General features: G+C 63.5%; 16 protein-coding genes and 3 pseudogenes. 9 read left to right on the forward strand and 10 right to left on the reverse strand.

Going from position 1 to position 18894, the window contains the following annotated elements; translation table 11 throughout:
• Positions 1-688: AAA family ATPase (locus AB0C34_RS29845; RefSeq protein ID WP_357080240.1), on the reverse strand; the 688-nt coding region annotated here is incomplete at its 3' end.
• Between the two features lie 1188 nt (positions 689-1876).
• On the opposite strand from AB0C34_RS29845, the gene AB0C34_RS29850 reads away from it, so the two are divergent.
• Positions 1877-3286 (forward strand): cytochrome P450, encoded by a 1410-nt coding sequence (locus tag AB0C34_RS29850; protein ID WP_357080242.1) that lies wholly within the window; start codon positions 1877-1879, stop codon positions 3284-3286.
• A 243-nt stretch (positions 3287-3529) separates the two neighbouring features.
• Here the strand turns inward: AB0C34_RS29850 and AB0C34_RS29855 are convergent, their stop codons facing one another.
• The 3 genes and pseudogenes from AB0C34_RS29855 to moaC (AB0C34_RS29865) all read right to left on the reverse strand — a co-directional run.
• Positions 3530-3964 (reverse strand): molybdenum cofactor biosynthesis protein MoaE, encoded by a 435-nt coding sequence (locus AB0C34_RS29855; protein ID WP_357080245.1) that lies wholly within the window; start codon positions 3962-3964, stop codon positions 3530-3532.
• Between the two features lie 143 nt (positions 3965-4107).
• Positions 4108-4566: pseudogene (moaC, locus tag AB0C34_RS29860) on the reverse strand (cyclic pyranopterin monophosphate synthase MoaC); the annotation flags it as partial.
• Between the two features lie 156 nt (positions 4567-4722).
• A pseudogene (gene moaC, locus AB0C34_RS29865) lies at positions 4723-5103 on the reverse strand (cyclic pyranopterin monophosphate synthase MoaC); the annotation flags it as partial.
• Between the two features lie 106 nt (positions 5104-5209).
• On the opposite strand from moaC (AB0C34_RS29865), the gene moaA reads away from it, so the two are divergent.
• A complete protein-coding gene (gene moaA / locus AB0C34_RS29870; RefSeq protein WP_357080248.1) occupies positions 5210-6274 on the forward strand; it encodes a GTP 3',8-cyclase MoaA in 1065 nt (354 codons plus the stop codon).
• On the forward strand, positions 6267-6509 hold the full coding sequence (locus AB0C34_RS29875; RefSeq protein ID WP_357080251.1) for a MoaD/ThiS family protein: 243 nt from the start codon (positions 6267-6269) through the stop codon (positions 6507-6509). Before moaA ends, AB0C34_RS29875 begins: the two co-directional genes overlap by 8 nt.
• A 659-nt stretch (positions 6510-7168) precedes the next feature.
• On the opposite strand, the gene AB0C34_RS29880 is transcribed toward AB0C34_RS29875, so the two are convergent.
• On the reverse strand, positions 7169-7999 hold the full coding sequence (locus AB0C34_RS29880) for an NAD(P)H-binding protein (RefSeq protein WP_357080254.1): 831 nt from the start codon (positions 7997-7999) through the stop codon (positions 7169-7171).
• A 120-nt stretch (positions 8000-8119) separates the two neighbouring features.
• Here AB0C34_RS29880 and AB0C34_RS29885 point away from each other — a divergent pair, with 120 nt between their 5' ends.
• The 3 genes from AB0C34_RS29885 to AB0C34_RS29895 all read left to right on the forward strand — a co-directional run bounded on the left by AB0C34_RS29885 (position 8120) and on the right by AB0C34_RS29895 (position 10747).
• Positions 8120-9043 carry an AraC family transcriptional regulator gene (locus AB0C34_RS29885; protein WP_357080257.1) on the forward strand — a complete coding sequence of 308 codons (924 nt, stop codon included), beginning with the start codon at positions 8120-8122 and terminating at the stop codon, positions 9041-9043.
• A gap of 202 nt (positions 9044-9245) precedes the next feature.
• Positions 9246-9782, forward strand: a complete 537-nt coding sequence (locus AB0C34_RS29890; protein WP_357080259.1) for a DUF4158 domain-containing protein — start codon at positions 9246-9248, stop codon at positions 9780-9782.
• Positions 9779-10747 (forward strand): hypothetical protein, encoded by a 969-nt coding sequence (locus AB0C34_RS29895; protein ID WP_357080262.1) that lies wholly within the window; start codon positions 9779-9781, stop codon positions 10745-10747. The genes AB0C34_RS29890 and AB0C34_RS29895 overlap by 4 nt, the downstream gene beginning before the upstream one ends.
• Before the next feature lie 460 nt (positions 10748-11207).
• On the opposite strand, the pseudogene AB0C34_RS29900 reads toward AB0C34_RS29895, so the two are convergent.
• Positions 11208-11447, reverse strand: a pseudogene (locus tag AB0C34_RS29900) (dihydrofolate reductase family protein); the annotation flags it as partial.
• Between the two features lie 135 nt (positions 11448-11582).
• Here AB0C34_RS29900 and AB0C34_RS29905 point away from each other — a divergent pair.
• Both AB0C34_RS29905 and AB0C34_RS29910 read left to right on the forward strand, forming a co-directional pair.
• On the forward strand, positions 11583-12908 hold the full coding sequence (locus AB0C34_RS29905; protein WP_357080265.1) for a family 1 glycosylhydrolase: 1326 nt from the start codon (positions 11583-11585) through the stop codon (positions 12906-12908).
• 48 nt (positions 12909-12956) lie between these two features.
• Positions 12957-13154, forward strand: coding sequence for a hypothetical protein (locus AB0C34_RS29910; RefSeq protein WP_357080331.1), 198 nt, complete (start codon positions 12957-12959; stop codon positions 13152-13154).
• A gap of 145 nt (positions 13155-13299) precedes the next feature.
• On the opposite strand, the gene AB0C34_RS29915 is transcribed toward AB0C34_RS29910, so the two are convergent.
• A complete protein-coding gene (locus AB0C34_RS29915) occupies positions 13300-13998 on the reverse strand; it encodes a WHG domain-containing protein (protein WP_357080268.1) in 699 nt (232 codons plus the stop codon).
• A 218-nt stretch (positions 13999-14216) separates the two neighbouring features.
• On the opposite strand from AB0C34_RS29915, the gene AB0C34_RS29920 reads away from it, so the two are divergent.
• Positions 14217-15938 carry a GMC family oxidoreductase gene (locus tag AB0C34_RS29920; protein ID WP_357080271.1) on the forward strand — a complete coding sequence of 574 codons (1722 nt, stop codon included), beginning with the start codon at positions 14217-14219 and terminating at the stop codon, positions 15936-15938.
• A gap of 94 nt (positions 15939-16032) precedes the next feature.
• Here the strand turns inward: AB0C34_RS29920 and AB0C34_RS29925 are convergent, their stop codons facing one another.
• From AB0C34_RS29925 to AB0C34_RS29935, 3 genes are all read right to left on the reverse strand, one after another.
• Positions 16033-16971 (reverse strand): undecaprenyl-diphosphate phosphatase, encoded by a 939-nt coding sequence (locus tag AB0C34_RS29925; protein WP_357080274.1) that lies wholly within the window; start codon positions 16969-16971, stop codon positions 16033-16035.
• 102 nt (positions 16972-17073) lie between these two features.
• A complete protein-coding gene (locus AB0C34_RS29930) occupies positions 17074-18273 on the reverse strand; it encodes a cytochrome P450 (protein WP_357080277.1) in 1200 nt (399 codons plus the stop codon).
• Positions 18273-18500 (reverse strand): ferredoxin, encoded by a 228-nt coding sequence (locus AB0C34_RS29935; protein WP_357080279.1) that lies wholly within the window; start codon positions 18498-18500, stop codon positions 18273-18275. Before AB0C34_RS29935 ends, AB0C34_RS29930 begins: the two co-directional genes overlap by 1 nt.
• Positions 18501-18894: the final 394 nt, after the last annotated feature.

Below are 18894 nucleotides of genomic sequence, written 5' to 3' on the forward strand. Positions count from 1 at the left end.
GCTCACCCAACGCCTCAGCAGCCTCCACCAAAGACAACGGCGCCAACCTCAACTCACACAACACACCCTCACGCGCAGCCTGCGCCACCGCATCCATCACCAGCCGCGGTGCCTGCCGGGGACGGTAGGCCAAGGCCAGCACCATGCGTGGTACCGAACGCCGCAGCATGTGCGCGATCAGCTCCGCCGACGCTGGATCCGCCCAATGCACATCGTCTAGCGCCAACACGATCGGCTTGCGCAGAGCTAGTTGGTCGAGGGCGGTGCGCACCGCACGATAGAACTCGAAGCGCTCCACTTCCAGTCGGCCCACGGCATGCGAGTCACGTCCCGACAGCGATGGCAAAACCGCCGCCAACTCCGCCATCCGATCCGGACCCAGCTCGGCGACACCCTGGGAGTCCAGGGCTGCGAAGCTTTCATCCAACGCGTCGACCACCACACCGAACGGAACCTCGCGTTCCAACTCGGATCCCCGCCCTGCCAACACTTCGAAACCCGCTGCAGTCGCTCGCTTACACAACTCAGTCAGAAGAAGCGTCTTACCGATCCCCGGTTCACCCAGCATGACGACGGAACCCGCCGAACCGGACCGAGCATCTGCCAATGTCTGGTCCACTCGCTGCAGCTCGGAGGCCCTCCCTACCAGAGTCGCACCTCGTCTGCCACGGGCGCCGACCGCCACCATCAAGCCTCCACCCAAAGATCAGCCGCACACGGGAGCCGCGGCCAACAGCCAGCACCCGCACACCGATACTAGTCCCCGCGTGCCGGACCGCGGTCTCCGTCGCTAGCGGCGACGGTCCATGGCACCGCGTCGGCGGCCAGGTGACAAAGCTCGTCAGCCGCCCGAAGTCGTGATGAGAGCCGATATTCTCGGCCAGGCCGCGGTCCTCCACCTAGGTCGAGTCCTCGGGAAACACGCAACGGCCAGCAGAGTTGAGGAGTGATCGGCGAACGACGTGTGGAATGCCGCGAACGGACGCTTCACCCCGTGCCGAAACTTGTTGGGCCACTCAGTACGAGGCTCCTGGCGCGGCGTAAGACACCGCTCCGATAGCGACTGCCCTGGTTTGCTCTTCGGAGTCGGCCGTGTTTGCGCGGTGCCACGAAGCACACAGAACCGGAGGCACGCCAGCAATCGACATGGACCACCGTTGCGGTCGGCCACTCTGACCGGAAGTGACAATCGCCGCACGCGTCGCCGGGAGATGCTATCGTTTAGACGTCTGATGATCAGCTGTATATGTAGGCAGAGGCATATACCGGCAGGGACATCGTCGTTGCGAGAGAGGGGCGGACGAAGGTATGTGTAGGACACGGTCCGGTGCGGTCCATCGGAAGTAGGCGCCCACGCTGATTGTTACCGAGCCCGTGCGGAGCCCAGGGCGAAAGATGTCCAGCCCGCTCCTCCGCAAATCAATTGCCTGGATGTCGGTGCACCTCCGTAAACCGAAGGGCATGGATACGGATAAATCACGGTCATGGTTTCGCGACATTCCGTGACACGATACAGAAGACCAGGCACATCATATGCCGCACCAAACGAAGCCGATGGATCGAAACCGGTGTCGGAGCGACAAAATTCGATACCGGCGGCGATCGAACGCTTCCTCTCGGAATTGAACAACAAATGGACAACCGCCGCAATATATGCGCCGCCGCACCCTCGCCGCAAAGTTATCCGGCCGCGCATTGAACCATCCCCACTCTTCGAGCCATATGCATTGAACGTTTATATCCGACCAAATTGAGAAAGAAACTTTCAGAATGAGTTCGTGGACGCCGTCGAACATCGAACCGCGTTCCGGAATGGGGGCATGTCGCGACATCGCATGCAGATACCCCATCAGCCCAGTCACAGAAGGAGTCCGCAGTGTCGGGCACATCACCGCTCACCTCGAAATCAAGCCCGAACAACCGACCGCCTGGGCCACGAGGATCGTTTGCACCCACTCTGCAGTTCCAGCGCACACCGCTTGAATTTCTCTCCAGAATGCTCGACGAACACGGTGATATATTCTCCGTCGATCTCCTCGGAATGCCGACCATCGTGCTGAACGACCCCACGTTCGTCGATCATGTTTTAAAGCGCCACCACCATAACTACGACCGGAACGGCCCCGCGGTCGAGATGGCACGGAACATGTTCGGCTATGGCCTCGGCACCGCGTCCAGGCCCGAGTGGCTTCTACAGCGCCGCCTTCTGCAACCAGCCTTCCATCGCCAGCGGATTGCCGCGTTCGACGAAATGATGACAACCGCGATCGAAACCACGCACGATCGGTGGGAGCAGGCGCGGATTGCCGGCACACCGATAGACGTCGGCGCCGAAATGACCGACCTCACCCTCAGGATTGTTCTCGCGACACTTTTCGACTTGAATCCTGGTGACGAAATACTACGTACCTTCACCGATGCCTTCACCATCACGACCCAAGAGCTGGCATCGTTCATGCGGTTTCCCTTACTGCCACTCTCTGTGCCGACGCCTGGCCACCGACGCTTCCATCGGGCGTTGAATGTGCTGGACTCGATCATGTACGAGATGATCCGACGGCATCGGGCGGACGAGGGCTCCGACCAGAGCCTGCTGTCGAGGATGATGGCCGCCCGAGACGCCGAATCCGGCGAAGGGATGACCGACCGCCAGTTGCGTGACGAGATCCTGACGATGCTGTTCGCTGGGCATGAGACCAGCGCCAACACGTTGACCTGGGTTTGGTACCTGCTCGGCCACCATCCCGATGTCGAGGAACGGTTGCGCGCCGAAATCGACACCGTCCTCGCCGACCGGCGGCCCCGGACGGCCGATCTGCCGCCGCTCACTTATACCCGCCAGGTCATCCAGGAAACCCTGCGCCTCTATTCTCCCGCATGGCATAATTACCGGCAAGCCGTGGAAGACGATGAAATCGGTGGCTACCGAATTCCCGCCGGCACAACCATTTTGTGGAGCTACTACTTCATACATCGCCACCCGAACTATTGGCCCAATCCAGAGCAGTTCGATCCCGACCGTTTCAGTGAAGTCAACGACGTAGGCGGAACTCATCCAGGTTACTACCCATTCGGCGCCGGACCCCGCATGTGCATCGGCAACGTTTTTGCGATGGCGGAAATGCAGCTGACGATCGCCATGACGCTCCAACGCTATCGACTCGTTCCGACCTCGAACAAACTTATCGCTCCGGTTCCTCTTATTACGCTTCATCCTCGCAGACCAGTGACCGTCCACCTGGAGCAATATCGTTCCTTGTCGTCCCCCTCGACCGGGAGCAGGTGAGGGCTCCGGATGCTGAACGCGAGGGCACACGTATCGCGGAAATCCCCACGCAGCCAACGCCGACCGCAATGCTGCGGCCAGCCGGACGGTGTCCTCGCGAAGCCACACCGATGCGCGACCACCACGCGGGAGTGGTCGTCGATGGACACGAACGGATACGTCTTCAAGCGGACTGAGGGCGCAGCCGCACCCCCGTACGCCGCTCCGTGCGGCCGCAGCATTGCGGCCGACGATGGTGGCTGTTCAGCCGCAGGCATTCACCCATTCGGAAAGTCCGTCGGAGAACAATTGTCGCTTCCAGATCGGCACTTCGTGTTTGATGCGGTCGACCAACTCCGAGCAAGCGGCGAACGCTTCGGCACGGTGCGCCGCGGCCACCGCAGCGACGATCGCGAGATCACCAATGGTCAAGTCGCCGACGCGGTGGACGGCGGCCATCGGCAGACCGTACGACTCGGCCACCTGGCCGCACACCTGCCGCAGGAACCGCTCGGCCTCGGGGTGTGCCGAGTAATCCAGCGCGGAAACTTTTTGGCCACCATCATGATTGCGAACCTTGCCGGTGAACACCACCACAGCGCCGTATCCGGGGCCGGTCACCGCGGCTTCGACCTCGGCCGCATCAAGCGGCCGGTCACTGATTCGGACGAGCCGAACGAAGGATTCGGTTCCTGTCATGATTTCAGCCTTCCCGCGACACTGGTGCCGTCGGCTTCGGCCGCCGCGGTGGCCGGACGGTGGGCACGAGGCCCGTCCGCGAACAATTGGATGGTGGTCTGGGATATCGCATCGACCGAGGACCGGCTGAAACCCGGCCTCTCCCAATGTCCGTGCTTGCCGCCGTCCTTGGTGAGTAACCGCACCGCGTCGAGCGTTGCCGCCGGGTCGACCGCCTTCAGCAGGTAATTCAAGGTCAGCCCTGCGACTGCGACCGCGGTGAGCGCCTCCATCTCGACGCCGGTGGGCCCGGTGGTTTTTGCCGTCCCCTGGATCGTGATGGCGGTATTGGTGAAGCCGAACTCGACCTGGACCGAGGAAAGGGCCAGTTGATGACACAAAGGAATAAGCTCCGAGGTCTTCTTCGCTCCCGCAATGCCTGCGATCCGTGCGGTGGCCAGCACATCCCCCCGCCACTCGCTCTCGCTACGCAATGCCGCTAGCGCCTCGGTGGTGGTTCGTAGTTCACCCGCGGCGACCGCGATCCGTGCGCTGTCGGACTTCGCGCTGACATCGACCATTCGCGCGCGACCTTCCCGGTCGACATGGGACAGCTCACTCATCATCGTCCTTCTTGGCGCCGGGGAGCGCACGCCGCATGTTTGCACACTCGTAGCTATACGTTTGCTTACTCAAAACAATCACATTCATACAATTATGCCCACCTCGGATACGGCTTACCTCTCAGGGGCCGCACAGTGTTCGGGTTCGCGGGCGATCCCATCTTTGCTGATCAGCCGAATCGCATGCACCGCTGCCGCGGGGTCCACTGCTTTCACCATGTCGTGCAGGGTGAGAGCGGCGACCGTGACCGCGCTGAGCGCTTCCATTTCTACCCCGGTGGGCCCGACGGCTTTTGCCGTTGCTCGGATCGTAATGGCGGTGTTGGTGAAGCCGAACTCGACCTGCACCGAGGACAGGGCCAGTTGATGACACAAAGGAATAAGCTCCGAGGTCCTTTTGGCCCCCATGATTCCCGCGATACGCGCGGTCGGCAGCACGTCGGCCTTCGGCATGTCATCCGCCCGCACGAGTGCGACCACCGCCGCGGTGGTCCGCAGCTCACCCGCGGCGACCGCGATTCGTGTGATATCGCTCATGCAAATGATGTTTGCACAATCGCATCCCACAGATGGCTACAGGATTGCCCACGGGTGGGAAGTTGACCAGATTTGTCCGTCTGTGACATGGCTCATAATTCTGAACATGAGCTTTGTCGAAATGGGGATGCCCGCTTTACGTCACTCCGGGCGTCCTTCGCTCGACGGACGTCCCGACACGAGTGAATTAATAGATCGCTTCGGCCGGATTGCCCACGATCTGAGGGTCTCCATCACGGAGAAATGTTCGCTGCGCTGCACATATTGCATGCCCGAAGAGGGCCTGCCTCCGATACCACGCGAAGAGCTGCTGACAGTCGACGAGATCGTGCGGTTGGTCAGCCTCGCGGCCCGCCACCTCGGCGTACGCGAGGTCCGATTCACCGGTGGTGAGCCGTTGATGCGGCGCGATCTCGAACAGATCGTTGAGGGCTGCCATGAGCAGGCACCCGACACCCCACTGTCCATGACCACCAACGGCATCGGTCTAGAGCATCGCGCTCGCCGCCTGGCCGCGGCTGGGCTGCAGCGCGTCAACGTCTCGCTGGACACCGTCGACCGAGCGGGATTCGCCCGGCTCACCAGGCGTGATCGCCTCGACTCCGCGCTGGCGGGCATCCTGGCCGCCCGCGACGCGGGGCTGGCACCAGTGAAGGTGAACGCGGTGCTCATGCGCCAAACCCTCGCCGGTGCACCGGATTTGCTTCGGTGGTGCCTGGACGAAGGGTGTCAGTTGCGTTTCATCGAGCAGATGCCACTGGACGCCGACCGGGAATGGGCGCGCACAAACATGGTGACCGCTGCGGAACTGGTCGACGTGCTGAGTAGTCGCTTCACCTTGACCGAAGCGGGGCGAGGGGATGATCCGTCCGCACCCGCCGAGCTGTGGCTGGTCGATGGCGGCCCAGCCACTGTGGGCATCATCGCCTCGGTGACCCGCAATTTCTGTGGCTCTTGCGACCGCACCCGCCTCACCGCCGACGGTATGTTGCGGTCCTGCCTGTTCAGCGACCAGGAATTCGATGTGCGGCAACTATTGCGTTCCGGTGCCGCCGATGCCGAGATCGCCGACCTCTGGCGCGGCGCCATGTGGAACAAATCGGCCGGCCACGGCATAAACGCCGACGGCTTCGTACCCCCGGAACGGACGATGGGAGCAATCGGTGGTTGAGATCCATTACTTCGCCGCGATGGCCGAAGCCGTCGGCAGGGACCGTGAAGACCTCGATCTTCCAGCCGGCGCCACCATCGCCGACCTGTGCTCCACCCTCGCGACGAGATACGGTGCCGACATCGCAAAGAGACTTGCCGTCTGCGCCTTCGTGGTTGGAGACGAGCTCACCCGTGACCGCGGCACACCGCTGTCGCTACGTGTAGACGTGTTACCTCCATTCGCCGGCGGGTAGCCGCACCTCATAACAGCGACGTTTGCCTACCCCAAGGTCAAGTTCCCGGCGTTCGTGGTCGACTGCTTGTCCCGTTCCATCGTGGGCTGGCAGGCCGCCGTGATCGAGGACGTCGTCATGGTCACCACCGCAGTGTGGATGGTGCTGGAGGCGGCGCGACCACGATGGTCACGCCATCGGATCCATCACAGTGACGCGGTCGCAATACACCTCGATCTGTTCGAGACCGAGGCGTTGCCGTGGCAGCCCGTTTCTACCGGGCCGTTGCGGTCCCTCGACGATATTGAGTTCGCATCAATGAAATGGGTCGGCTGGTACGAAACCAGTGGCTACACACAGCCTCCTGGCCCACGTCCCACCCGCCGAGTACGAAGCCGCGCGGGTGGCGCCTGCCGAGTCCGAACACACCTCGCGCATCCGCGGACCTAGGTTCGTTTCGGCCTCATCGGCGCCGCCAGAGGGATCGTGACGACCGAAGCAGGAAAGGAGCAGTGGCTGACGGATCCGTCCTCAGCGGTCCGCCAAGGTGACTGGTTCGTGCTTTTCGATCCGGACTGGCGTGGTGACCTCGCCCGAGGCCCACCTCCGAGGTAGATGATGGTCGGCGGTTGCAGACTCGAAGAGCGAATACTCGAACCCTTCAGACCGAACGAAAAGTGTCAGCCCATTTCGGTGGCGAACTCGGCGAAACTACGCGGCGCACGGCCGAGCAACTTCTCCACGGTGCCGGTGACATGGCTGAACACGCCCGCTCTGGTTGCTCCCAGCACGGCGGTCATGGTGGCGACAAGTGGCGCGGGAAGCCCTTGGCCGGTCAGCTGTTCGACGAATCCTTCCGGTGTGACGTCCCGTAGTCCGATGCGGCGCCCCAAAGCTCTCGTCAACTCCGCCGCCAGTTGCTCGAATGTCAGGGCCGCTGGTCCGCTCAGCGCGTACTCCTGGCCTTCGTGGCCCTCCGACGTCAGCACCACCGCCGCCACCGCCGCGATGTCGTAAGCATCGATGTGGCTCACCGCCGCAGAACCAGCGGCCAACACCAACTCGCCGGCTTCGATCATCGGCGGGAAGATCGGGCCTTCGCTGAAGTTCTGGTGAAACCAGCTGGCGCGCAGGATAGTCCACGCCTTGCCAGAGGCTTGCACGGCTAGCTCGGCCGCGCGATTCGGAGACTCTGAACCGAGCTGATCGGTGCCCATCGCCGACAACAACACCACCCGGCGGGTATCGCCCGCGGCAGCCAAGAACTCAGCGGTGCGGCGGCCCGCGCTGGGGTATGCGTACGGACCGACCACATAGACGGCCTCGGCTCCGGCTACCGTCGGCGCCCATGTGCTCCGGTCCAGCCAGTCGAAAACTACCGGTTGCACACCGTCGCGGGCGGGTGCGGGTTTGCGGCTCGCGGCTCGCACGGTGGCACCGCGAGTCAGCAGCGCTTCCACTACCTGCCTGCCGGTCTTGCCGGTTGCGCCAATCACAAGAACGTTCTGCACAGCACTCCTTCAGTCGACTTCCGTAATGGTCACGCTAGTCATCGACCGCGAGACGATCCATGCCTGACTGTCGAGAAAAGATATCCATTCGTATTGGCCGTACAGATGTATGGTGCAGTCATGGACGTTCTCGCGGATGTGCTGTCTGCTATGCGCACCGGGCATCCCGTGTCCGCGCACACCGAGGGCCGGGCGCCGTGGGGGTTGCGCTACCTGAGACCAGCCGCGACCGCGTTCCATATGGTGTTGCACGGCACCTGCTGGTTGGTGCGGCCCGAGGCGCCGCCGCTGGCACTGAGCCCTGGTGATGTGATCTTGCTACGCAATGTAGGCCCACACACGCTGGCCGACGATCCGGCCAGCACGCCGGTCGATTTCACCCCGGATGCCGTCGATGATTCCCCCCGTATCAGCAGACTGCGGTTGCCCGGCCCTGGCGCCGAGACCGCACTGCTGTGCGGGGCTTATCTCCTCGAGCAACAACGTGCACACCCACTGCTCGAGTCATTGCCGCCGGTCGTGTACCTGCCCACGCGGGCAGGCCGGCACCATGTGCTGCACGCCACGGTGAACTTGCTCGCCGAGGAGGTCGATGTCCAAGGCCCCGGCGCGAGCGCAGTGGTGTCCGCGTTGGTCGACGCGTTGCTGATTCACATACTGCGGGCGTGGCTGGCAGAGCAGCCGAGCGGCTGGGCAGCGGCGCTGACCGACCCCGCAATCGGCAAGGCACTGGCAAAGATGCACACCGATCCCGCGTTGCCGTGGACCGTCGAGGGGCTCGGTTCCGAGGTCGGGTTGTCGAGGGCGGTATTCGCGCGCCGGTTCCACATGCTGGTCGGCGAGCCGCCCTTGACCTACCTCACCAGGTGGCGGATGACCACAGCGGCAAGGGCTCTGCGGGAATCGAACGCACCTTTGAAGGCAGTGTCGCGACAGATCGGATACAACTCTGAGTACGCCTTTGCCAAGGCATTCAAGCGCGATTACGGCGTCGCCCCCGGCCGTTACCGCCGTACCGCCCGCCTCGCGGGTTCGCCGAACTGATTGTCTCGCACCGCACCTCAGGGGCTGTGGCCGGAATACGGCAGAAGGGACAATAGCGCCCTGTAGCCGCTGGTCGTAGGTATCCGGTCGCGATGGTCGGACTGGTCGTTTAGGGTTCTGACCGGCTGTGTAGACCATGGGTGGCCGGGGAGTTGTGTGGCGTCGATCGACCGGACCGCGTATCCGCGGTTTCAAGCGTGTGGTGTCGGGCCGGGAGCTGGCTGATTCGTTTACGCCCTCACCAACCGAGGTGGAGTGGGCCGGGTCGCGTACCACCTCCGAGTTGCATGCGCTGGTGCTGAAGTCGTATCAGCGGCTCGGGTATTTCCCGAAGCTGGCCGATGTGCCGGAAGTTGTTGTCGCCCACGTCGGTACGGCGGCCGACCTAGGTTCGGGTGTTGTTGCGGTGGAGCATGTTTCGCCGCGTACGGCGAAGTGGCATCGACAGTTGATCCGCGAGTATCTGGGTGTGACGTTCGAGCCGGCGCGGGTGCGGGCGGTGGCGGAGGCCGCGATCCGGGCGGCGGCGCAGACGAAGGACAATCCGGCGGATCTGATCAACGTCGCGTTGGAGGAGCTGGTTCGCCAGTCGTGTGAGCTTCCCGGCTACACGACCCTGGACGCGATGACCAAGACCATCCGTACCGAGGTCAACACCAGTTTCTACACGGCGGTGGCTGGCGGATCGGCCAGCCGGAGCGGGCCCGGCTGGCGCGGTTGCTGCTGGTGGATCCGGTGACGCGGCGCAGCGAATTCGACCGGATGAAAGATCCAGCGAAACAGGCGAGCCTGGGCAAGTTCCGCCAACGCCTGGAACACATGGCCGCACTCGACGCGCTCGGCGCAACCGAGCAGTGGCTCGACGGGATTCCCTCGGGCAAGGTCGGCCACTTCGCCGGGGAGGCGCGGGTGACTGATGTCGCCGATTTCCGCAAGTATGGCCAGTACAAACGGCTGACGTTGCTGGTCAGCCTGATCCACACGTTGCGGACCGCGGCCCGCGACGAGGTGTGCGACATGTTCTGCAAACGGATCTCCGCCATCCACAAGAACGGTCGCGACCTGCTCGACAGGCTGCGCGAGCAGCATCGTGAGGAGTCCGAGCGGCTGCTGGGTGTACTCGGCGATGTCCTGGGTGCCACCCGTCAAGCTGTCGCGCCGGCCGACCTCGAGGCCGAGCCTGTCACCGCGCCGCGCGCGGGAGCTGTTGGCGGGGTGAATGATTCAGAAGTGTTCGGGCGGGCCGGACAGCTGATGCCGAAGGTCCTCGAAGCCGGCGGCGGCATCGAGGCGCTGGCCGCCGCGCACGAGGAGATGTCGGCTCATCACGGCAACAACTATCTGCCGCTGTTGGAACGGTTCTACCGTTCGCACCGCAAGGCACTGTTCACTCTGGTCGACTCGATCCAGCTGGAAGCGGTGACCGCCGAGCGCAGTGTGCTCGACGCGGTGGAGTTCGTGCGCGCGATCCGTGACCGGCGCAGCGACTGGATCGGTGAGATCGCGATCGACGAGGGCGACGGCGAGAAGGTCACGCTCCGGGTGGATGTGGACGGCTTCGCCAGCGAGGCGTGGCGGAAAGTGGTGTGTGACAAACATAAACCGGGGATGCTGTCGCGGCGGCATCTGGAGGTGTGCGTGTTCTCGCACCTGGCCGCCGAACTGCGCTCGGGCGATATCTCGGTGGCTGGGTCGGATTCGTAAATGGTTTTTCTCGAGAGCTCGTAGGCTCCTGGGCCTCTTTGCTGCTTGTTCGTGAATGTTCGGATGTCTTTAGTTTTAGTGCCAGGGATTCATATGTTCAGATACGCATATCTACGTATCTACATGTTATTTGCACACTGGCCAAACCTGCCCGGGCTGGGGCTGGTATCCCAGCTCGCGGAACGGCGCAACATCTTCCTCGAAGATTCCTCCTGACGGCACCCCAGCTGCTTCAGCGATCGCACTCCCCTCCCCTGGCGCGCGGCGGCCGAACTGCCCTATCCCCTGCGCTGTGCCGACGAAACGGGTCTAGGCAGTAATCGCCGAAACCAACAGATATGGCGTAGTGCCTGGTTAGAGCTACCAGTCACCGGCCAGGGCGGTGTCGCCACGACGAGTGCTCCCCCGAATGACATCCGTCATGGACCGGATGGACCGTTCGCACGACTGCTGTTCGCCGTCACCGACGCCACGCAAAATGGGGACTGCCGCGGTTGAACGGACTTCGGTCGGCGAGGTAGCGCTGCATCACCACGGTGTTGAAGTGCCTCGTCTCGGCCAATCGGAACTGGATACGCTTGTCCAGTGTCGGGAAGAGCGGTGTGCCGGCGCCGAGCACCACGGGTGAGAGGAACAGTTGGTACTCGTCGATGAGCCCGTGTGGCCTCGGCGAGGCCGCGAGGCTCGCGCCGCCGACCTCCGCGCGAAACACAACGACATTGGCTCGACCAGCAGCGATGGCGGATACCCTGTTTCCGTGGCAGCTATCCCAATCTGGTCCGCGTGCAGAAGGCGGTTCTCGAGCGCTGTTCGAGAAGTCAGGAAAAGGAGTTCGATGCGAGCGCACCGACGCCGCCGCGTCGTCGCCGCACTCGCGGCTACCACTGCGGCACTGGTCATCAGTGGCACGGTGCCGGCCGCGGCGCGCCCCGCGCCACCCACCCTGATCGCGCCGATGGAGGCAGATTTCCTCTGGGGCGTTGCGGCTTCGGGATACCAGTCGGAAGGACACGCCCCCGACAGCAACTGGTCGCGCTATGTGGCAGCCGGGAAAACACAAGATCCATACCGAGATTCGATCGACTTCACCGCGCATTATCAGTCGGACATAGCCCTGGCGGCGGCCCTCGGCGTCACGGTGTATCGCGTCGGAATCGAGTGGGCTCGCGTGCAACCCGAAGCGGGTACGTGGGACGCGAACGGGCTGGCGTTCTACGACAACGTGATCTCCGCGATCAACACGTCGGGCATGCGCCCGATGCTCACCATCGACCACTGGGTATACCCCGGCTGGGAGGTCGACAAGGGTGGGTGGAACAGCCCGGGCATGGTCGAGGACTGGCTCCGCAATGCACGTATGCTCGTCGACCGCTACGCCGCCCACAAGCCGCTGTGGGTCACGTTCAACGAGCCGGCGTTCTACATCGTCAACGAATTGCGCCACGGCGGCTTGTCACCCGCCTCCGTGCCCGCGATGCATGACCGGATTGTCCAGGCGCACAAAAGCATTTATGACTACATCCATCACGTGCAGCCGGACGCGATGGTGACCAGCAATGTCGCCTACATCCCTGCCGGCGAGGACGTCGTGAACAAGCCGCTCATCGACACGATCGCCGCCGAACTCGACTTCGTCGGCATCGACTATTACTACGGCCTGTCCCCCGACAGCCTGCTCGGCATGATGAGCTTCACGGAGTTGTGGAAGAACCCACTGCAACCGGAGGGCATCTACTATGCGCTCCAGCACTACTCGCGCCGATTTCCCGGCAAACCACTTTACATCGTAGAGAACGGGATGCCCACCGAGAACGGCATGCCGCGCGCGGACGGATATGATCGCGCCGACGCGCTCCGCGACACTGTCTACTGGCTCCAGCGCGCCAAGGCAGACGGAATGAACCTGATCGGCTACAACTACTGGAGCCTCACCGATAATTACGAGTGGGGCTCTTACACACCACGTTTCGGGCTCTACACGGTGGACGTGCTGTCCGATCCCACACTGACCCGCAAGCCGACCGACGCGGTCGCGGCGTACACCGACATCACCCGTGCCCATGGCGTAGCACCCGACTACCGCCCGACCCGAGCACCGAAGAATTGCTCGCTCGTCGACGCGGTGGCCAGCTGCGCCGACCCGGTCACCATCCCACGCTGACCCCCGCGACTCCTGCCCGCACCGTGGGCACCACCAGGAAGGCAGATGATGGCCGTCGACGACCCAGTCACAGTCCTACGCCGCTGGCACGATTTCGGCGGCGTCTGGCGCGTGCTGGGGCACCGATCCGGCGCAGTCATCGTCGCGCTGTATCAGTGCACCGGCGGCGAAGAGGTCGACCGTCTCGTCTCCGCCGATCCTGAACTACTCGAATTCCTCGGCGGCCGGCTCAGTAGCGAGGACTGACCGCGGAGGCTGAGCCGAGGTACGCCGGTCGGGCCGGACCGCAACCCTTCGAGCACTTCGCAGCGGTGACCTTGCCGACGTCTTCCCGGCGATCAGTACCCATAGACCGCCACAGCCGATCCCGACTGTCCGCACTCGTCGGTGATCAGCCACGATAGCCCAGCATGTCGAGTAGGGCATCGAGTTGGAGTTCGAACACTTCGTCACGGTCGGCGAAGGTGTCGGCGCCGTACATGTCAAAGACGTCCGCGCTCACCGCACCGAACAGAGCAACCCAGAACGTTACGCCGCGGGCGATCAGCCAGTCGGGCAGATCGAGTTCGAAATCGTCCCGGATCCGCGCGAAATCGCCTGCGAGCGGAGCGGATATCTGCAGCGCGCGACTGGGTTCGGCGAGCAGACCCGCCTGGTGGGCGCGAGCGAACAGGATCTGCATCATGACGATCACCCGGGTCCCCGGCGCGATGGTCTCGGCCGCAGGCGCCTTGTAACCGGGCACCGGCGTGCCGAACAGCAATCCGTAGCGGGCGGGTTCGGTCAGCGCCCAGCGCCGGACAACGCGGCTCAGGACCCGCAGATGCTCGACCGGATCGTCGGTACGCTCCGCCAGTGCGGCGTCGACCTCATCGCCCAACTCGTTGTAGCCGTCGACCACGAGCAGGGTGAGTAACTCGTCGCGGCTGCGGACGTACCGGTAGATCGCGGAGGACACCACTCCGAGGTCGCGAGCGACCGCCCGCAGCGACAGCGCGGCCGCGCCGTCCGTCGCCAGATGTTCCCGTCCGATCCGAACGATGTCGGTCATGGTCTGAGCCCTGGCGCGGGCGCGTGGTGTCGTCGGCATATCGTTAACCATGCTCGCCGTAGAGAGCAATGTCAACTCTTGCGAGCGGTGCTCTGGATGGAGCGGAGGCCGACCGCCATCGGCGGCCGGATTCGCCTTGCCCGCAGACGTTCGAGATGCCGCCACCTGGCGCGGGGTCGTTGGCACCACGGTGCGACACAAAACCTACTCGGGAGTAGTGTTGTCCGAGTCACTGGCGACAGATCGAGGAGTTCCACATGGACCAGCGGACGACGGATTTCGATGTACTCATCGTCGGTTCGGGGTTCGGCGGCAGCGTCACCGCGCTTCGGCTGGTGGAGAAGGGCTACAAGGTCGGCGTGCTCGAGGCAGGCCGGCGATTCTCTGACCACGAGTTGCCCGAAACCAGTTGGGAGCTGAAGAAGTTTCTTTGGGCACCCGCTTTCGGCTGCTATGGCATCCAGCGCATCCACCTGCTGCGCAACGTCCTCATCCTAGGCGGCGCCGGTGTCGGAGGAGGCTCGCTGAACTACGCCAACACGCTCTACGAACCGCCGGAGCCGTTCTTCCGGGATGTGCAGTGGCGGGATATCACCGACTGGCGCGACGAGCTGACACCGTACTACGAGCAGGCGAGGAAAATGCTCGGCGTGGTGCGTAACCCGCATATGACGCCTGCGGACGAGATCTTCAAAGCGGTCGCCGACGACATGGGCATCGGCGATACGTTCGTGCAGACACCGGTCGGGGTATTTTTCGGCGAACCAGGAAAGACGGTGGCGGACCCGTACTTCGGTGGCGTCGGTCCCGAACGCACGGGTTGTGTGGAATGCGGCGACTGTATGGTCGGCTGCAAGTACGGCGCGAAGAACACCCTCGTGAAGAACTACCTGTACCTCGCCGAAAAGGCCGGCGCCGAAGTGATTCCGATGACGACGGTCACCGAAGTGCGCCCACTCCCCGACGGCACCTGGGACGTGTCCACCGCCCGCACGGGCAGGTGGGTGCGCAAGCGGCCGCGGACACTCACCGCGGCGCATGTCGTACTCGCCGCGGGGACACGAGGCACCCAGAAATTGCTGTTCACCATGCGAGACAAGGGTGTGCTGCCGGACCTCTCGGATCGGCTCGGCGTGCTGACGCGGACCAACTCGGAATCGATCGTCGGCGCGGCGACGAAGAAGGTCACCCCTGGCGTCGACTTCACCAAGGGCGTCGCGATCACCTCCTCGATCCACCCCACGCCTGATACCCACATCGAACCGGTCCGTTATGGCAAAGGCTCCAATTCGATGGGTCTGCTGCAAACGCTCATGGTCGACGGCGGTGGCGGCATTCCGCGCTGGCTACGATTCCTCGGCATGGTGCTGCGGCATCCGATGGACCTACTCAGCTTCCTGAGCACCCAGAACTGGAGCGAACGGACCATCATTTCGCTGGTCATGCAGCATTTGGACAACTCGATCACCATCTACACGAAGCGTGGGCTGTTCGGCCGCAAGCTCACCAGCAAGCAAGGCCATGGCCAGCCCAACCCCACCTGGATTCCCGAGGGCAACGATGTCACCCGGCGGGTCGCGCGGAAGATCGGCGGCATCGCGGGCGGAAGCTGGGGCGAGATCTTCAATATCCCGCTCACCGCACACTTTCTCGGCGGGACGGTGATCGGCGCCGACGCCGAACACGGGGTGATCGATGGGTACCACCGGGTGTACGGCTATCCGACGCTGAGCGTCGTCGACGGCGCCGCGGTCTCGGCCAACCTGGGCGTGAACCCCTCGCTGACCATTGCCGCGCAAGCCGAGCGGGCGGCGGCGTACTGGCCGAACAAGGGCGAGGTGGACACCCGACCACCAGTGGGCAGCGGGTACCGCCGGATCGCTCCGATCGCTCCCGCTCAGCCGGTCGTTCCGGCGAGTTCACCTGCGGCACTGATGCTCCCGATAGTCGAGGTCAAGCAGACACCTGCCGCCGGATGAGCCCACCGCGTGCCCGCGCCGAATCGTGAAACTCTCGTGCACATCCGAGCATGATGCAGACAACCGCTGCCGGATCCGAATGCGGAAGCGGACCTCAGCTGAATCGGACGATCGACAGCGATCCGGCGACCAGGCAATAGACCGCGAACGGCAGCAGTTTGTGGGTCTGGAAGTATCGCTCCAGGAAACGCACCGCCAGCCACGATGACACGCCGGAGACGATAGCTCCGACCAGCACCGGTCCTCGGATGCCATCGGTTCTGGGCCCGACCAGTTCCGGCATCTCCAACAACCCCGCGCCCAGGATCGCCGGGGTGGCTAGCAGAAAAGCGAATTTGGCCGCGTGCTCGTGTTCGAGACCACGCCACAAGCCGCCGACCATGGTCAGACCTGCCCGGCTGAATCCGGTCAGCAAGGCGCCGACCTGGGCAAAACCGATACCGACTGCGTCCAGGACCCCGAGGGCCGCCAGTGGCCGATCGGTTTGGCGACGAGTTTCCGTTTCGACGGCGAGAGTGCCGCCGCGCGCCTCTCGTAGGGCGAACCGTCGGCCGTATTCTGCCAGTGATGGTTCATTGCGCCGCCGCAGCCCTTCACCGACGATCAGCACCACACCGTTCAGAGTCAGAAAGACGCTGGCATAGATCGGCGCCGCGAGCAGAGCGTGCAGTGGATGTTCCAGTAATGGCCCGAGGACGCCGACGGGGATGGTGGCGATCACGATCAGCCATGCCAGGCGTTGCGGAACGGTGTCGAGGCGCCTGGTCCGCAGCGTGATGATGAAACCGACGATGATGGCATGCCAGTCACGCCAGTAGTAGCCAAGTAGCGCCACCGCGGTCGCGACATGCAAGGCGACTACGAACGCCAGATACGGTGTGCCCGTGTCGGACTCGCCGGAACTGACCAACTTCTTCCAATCGCCTCCGAGCCACGCGGCAACCAATACGGAGTGCCCCAGGCTCGAGATCGGGAACAGCTCGGTGACACCTTGCACCGCACCGATGACAGTCGCTTGAAAGTAAGTGAGCATCGTAACGAGTCTCGCATGGCGCATTCCCGCAGCGGCAAGGCGGCCGGTCCAGCGGGCAAGCCCGGAAGCTCGAAAACCGTTCTCCGATAGGGGCCCAGCCGGCTACCAAGTGAGGAGAAGCCGCTCCGGACCACGAGTGAGCATGCCGTGCTTCCACGTAACATCGCCGACCGGCACAGCAAGGGCCAGATCCGGGAACCGCTGCGGCACCATGGTGAGCAGCACTTGTAACTGCATTCGGGCCAACTGGGCGCCGAGGCAATGGTGCACTCCGTGCGCGAAACCTATGTGCGGATTAGGGTTTCGCGCCAGATCGAGCCGATCGGCGTCGACGAATGCCTCGGGGTCCCGATTCGCGGAATTGATCGACAGGACCACACTGTCACCTTCGCGCACCATTAGCCCACTGAGTTCCACGTCGGTGGTCGCCACATACGGCAGGCCGCTTCCACTTCCGAGCGGGATGTAGCGTACGAGTTCCTCGACAGCGGTTGGCACGAGCTCGGGGCTATCGCGAAGCCGATCGTACTGCCGGTCATCGGTGAGCAACACATACAGCGAATTCGCCATTTGATCGGCGGTGGTCTCGAAACCCGCTGCCAGCAACGTGATTCCAAAGGTGACGAGTTCGTCGTCGGAGAGTTTGCCCTGGTCGTCGTGCGCCCGGACCAGCGCGCCGATCAGGTCGTCGGTGGGATGTCGGCGCCGTTGTTCCACCATGTCGCGAACGTAGTCGGCGAGTTGCACCATCGCGGCCATGCCCTCCTCTGGATTCACGGAGGTGACACTCAGCAGGTCTCGGGCCCACTCCCGGAACGCATCCCGATCGGACTCCGATACCCCCAGCAGGTCGCCCATGACCAGCGCCGGGAAGCGTATCGCCACCTCCGAGACGAAATCCGCCGGCCTGCTTCCGTTCTCCAGCCGGTCCAACAGCAACGCCAAGATCTTCTCCGCTCCTGCCCGCAGTTGCTCGACCCGGCGGACAGTGAACTCCCGCGCCACGATGCTGCGGATTCGGGTGTGATGCGGCGGATCCATACTGATGATCATCGAATTCGGCGGCGGGACCGTGGTGATCCGAGGCATACCCGGCGCACAGGCCAGCGCCCGGCTGAACCGGTTGTCGGTCATGATCGACCGAACATCCGCATAGCGGGTCACGAGCCAAGCCGTGCCTTCGGGTAACCTGACCGGCACCACCGGGGAAGACTCACGGAGATGGGCATATTCGGGCTCGATATCGAGACCCGATTGCGCGGCGAACGGAAAGCCCAACTGCGCTTGGCGTACCGCGGACATCAGCTCTCCTCAGGAAACAGAAGTCGGCCGGTGTCAACGTCCACGATCGTGATGGCCTCGGCCGGACAGCTCATGGCCGCCAACAGGATTTCCTCGCCGGCACGGCACGGTGAAGCCGCGGGCTGTGAACGGTCACCGACCAGCATGAACGCCCCGTTCGAGGCCGCGACGCAGATCCCCGACCCTAGACACAGGTCACGATCGACGGCGATGTCCCAGTCGCTCACGCGCTTGCCTTCCTGCTACTCGTGCGGAAGACCGAACACCCGCGCAACTTCCCGGACCAGGACCGACGACATACCGAATCATTCACCATCGGACAACTCACTCTTACAAGCCAGAAAACCGGATCTCGCAGCGAACTGTAACCGATACCCTTCGACCGCGCAGCTGGTGCAATCCCGTGAATCCGAGTGGTACCGGAATCCACGCGATCGCTGACGGTGACTGCTTCGTCGCTCTTTCTCCGACAATGGATTCCGGCCCACCAGCCGTCCGAAAACGAGATCGTGCTCTGCGGCCGTATACAACTGAGCATCGAGTGGCACCGATGACGGAGATACTCACTCTGAGTGACGTTACGCGGTGGCGTCCGGGCGGCTTCTAACCGAAAGGCCGATC

The sequence above is a fragment of the Nocardia sp. NPDC049220 genome (assembly GCF_040647855.1).
In the GTDB taxonomy this organism is placed as follows: domain Bacteria; phylum Actinomycetota; class Actinomycetes; order Mycobacteriales; family Mycobacteriaceae; genus Nocardia.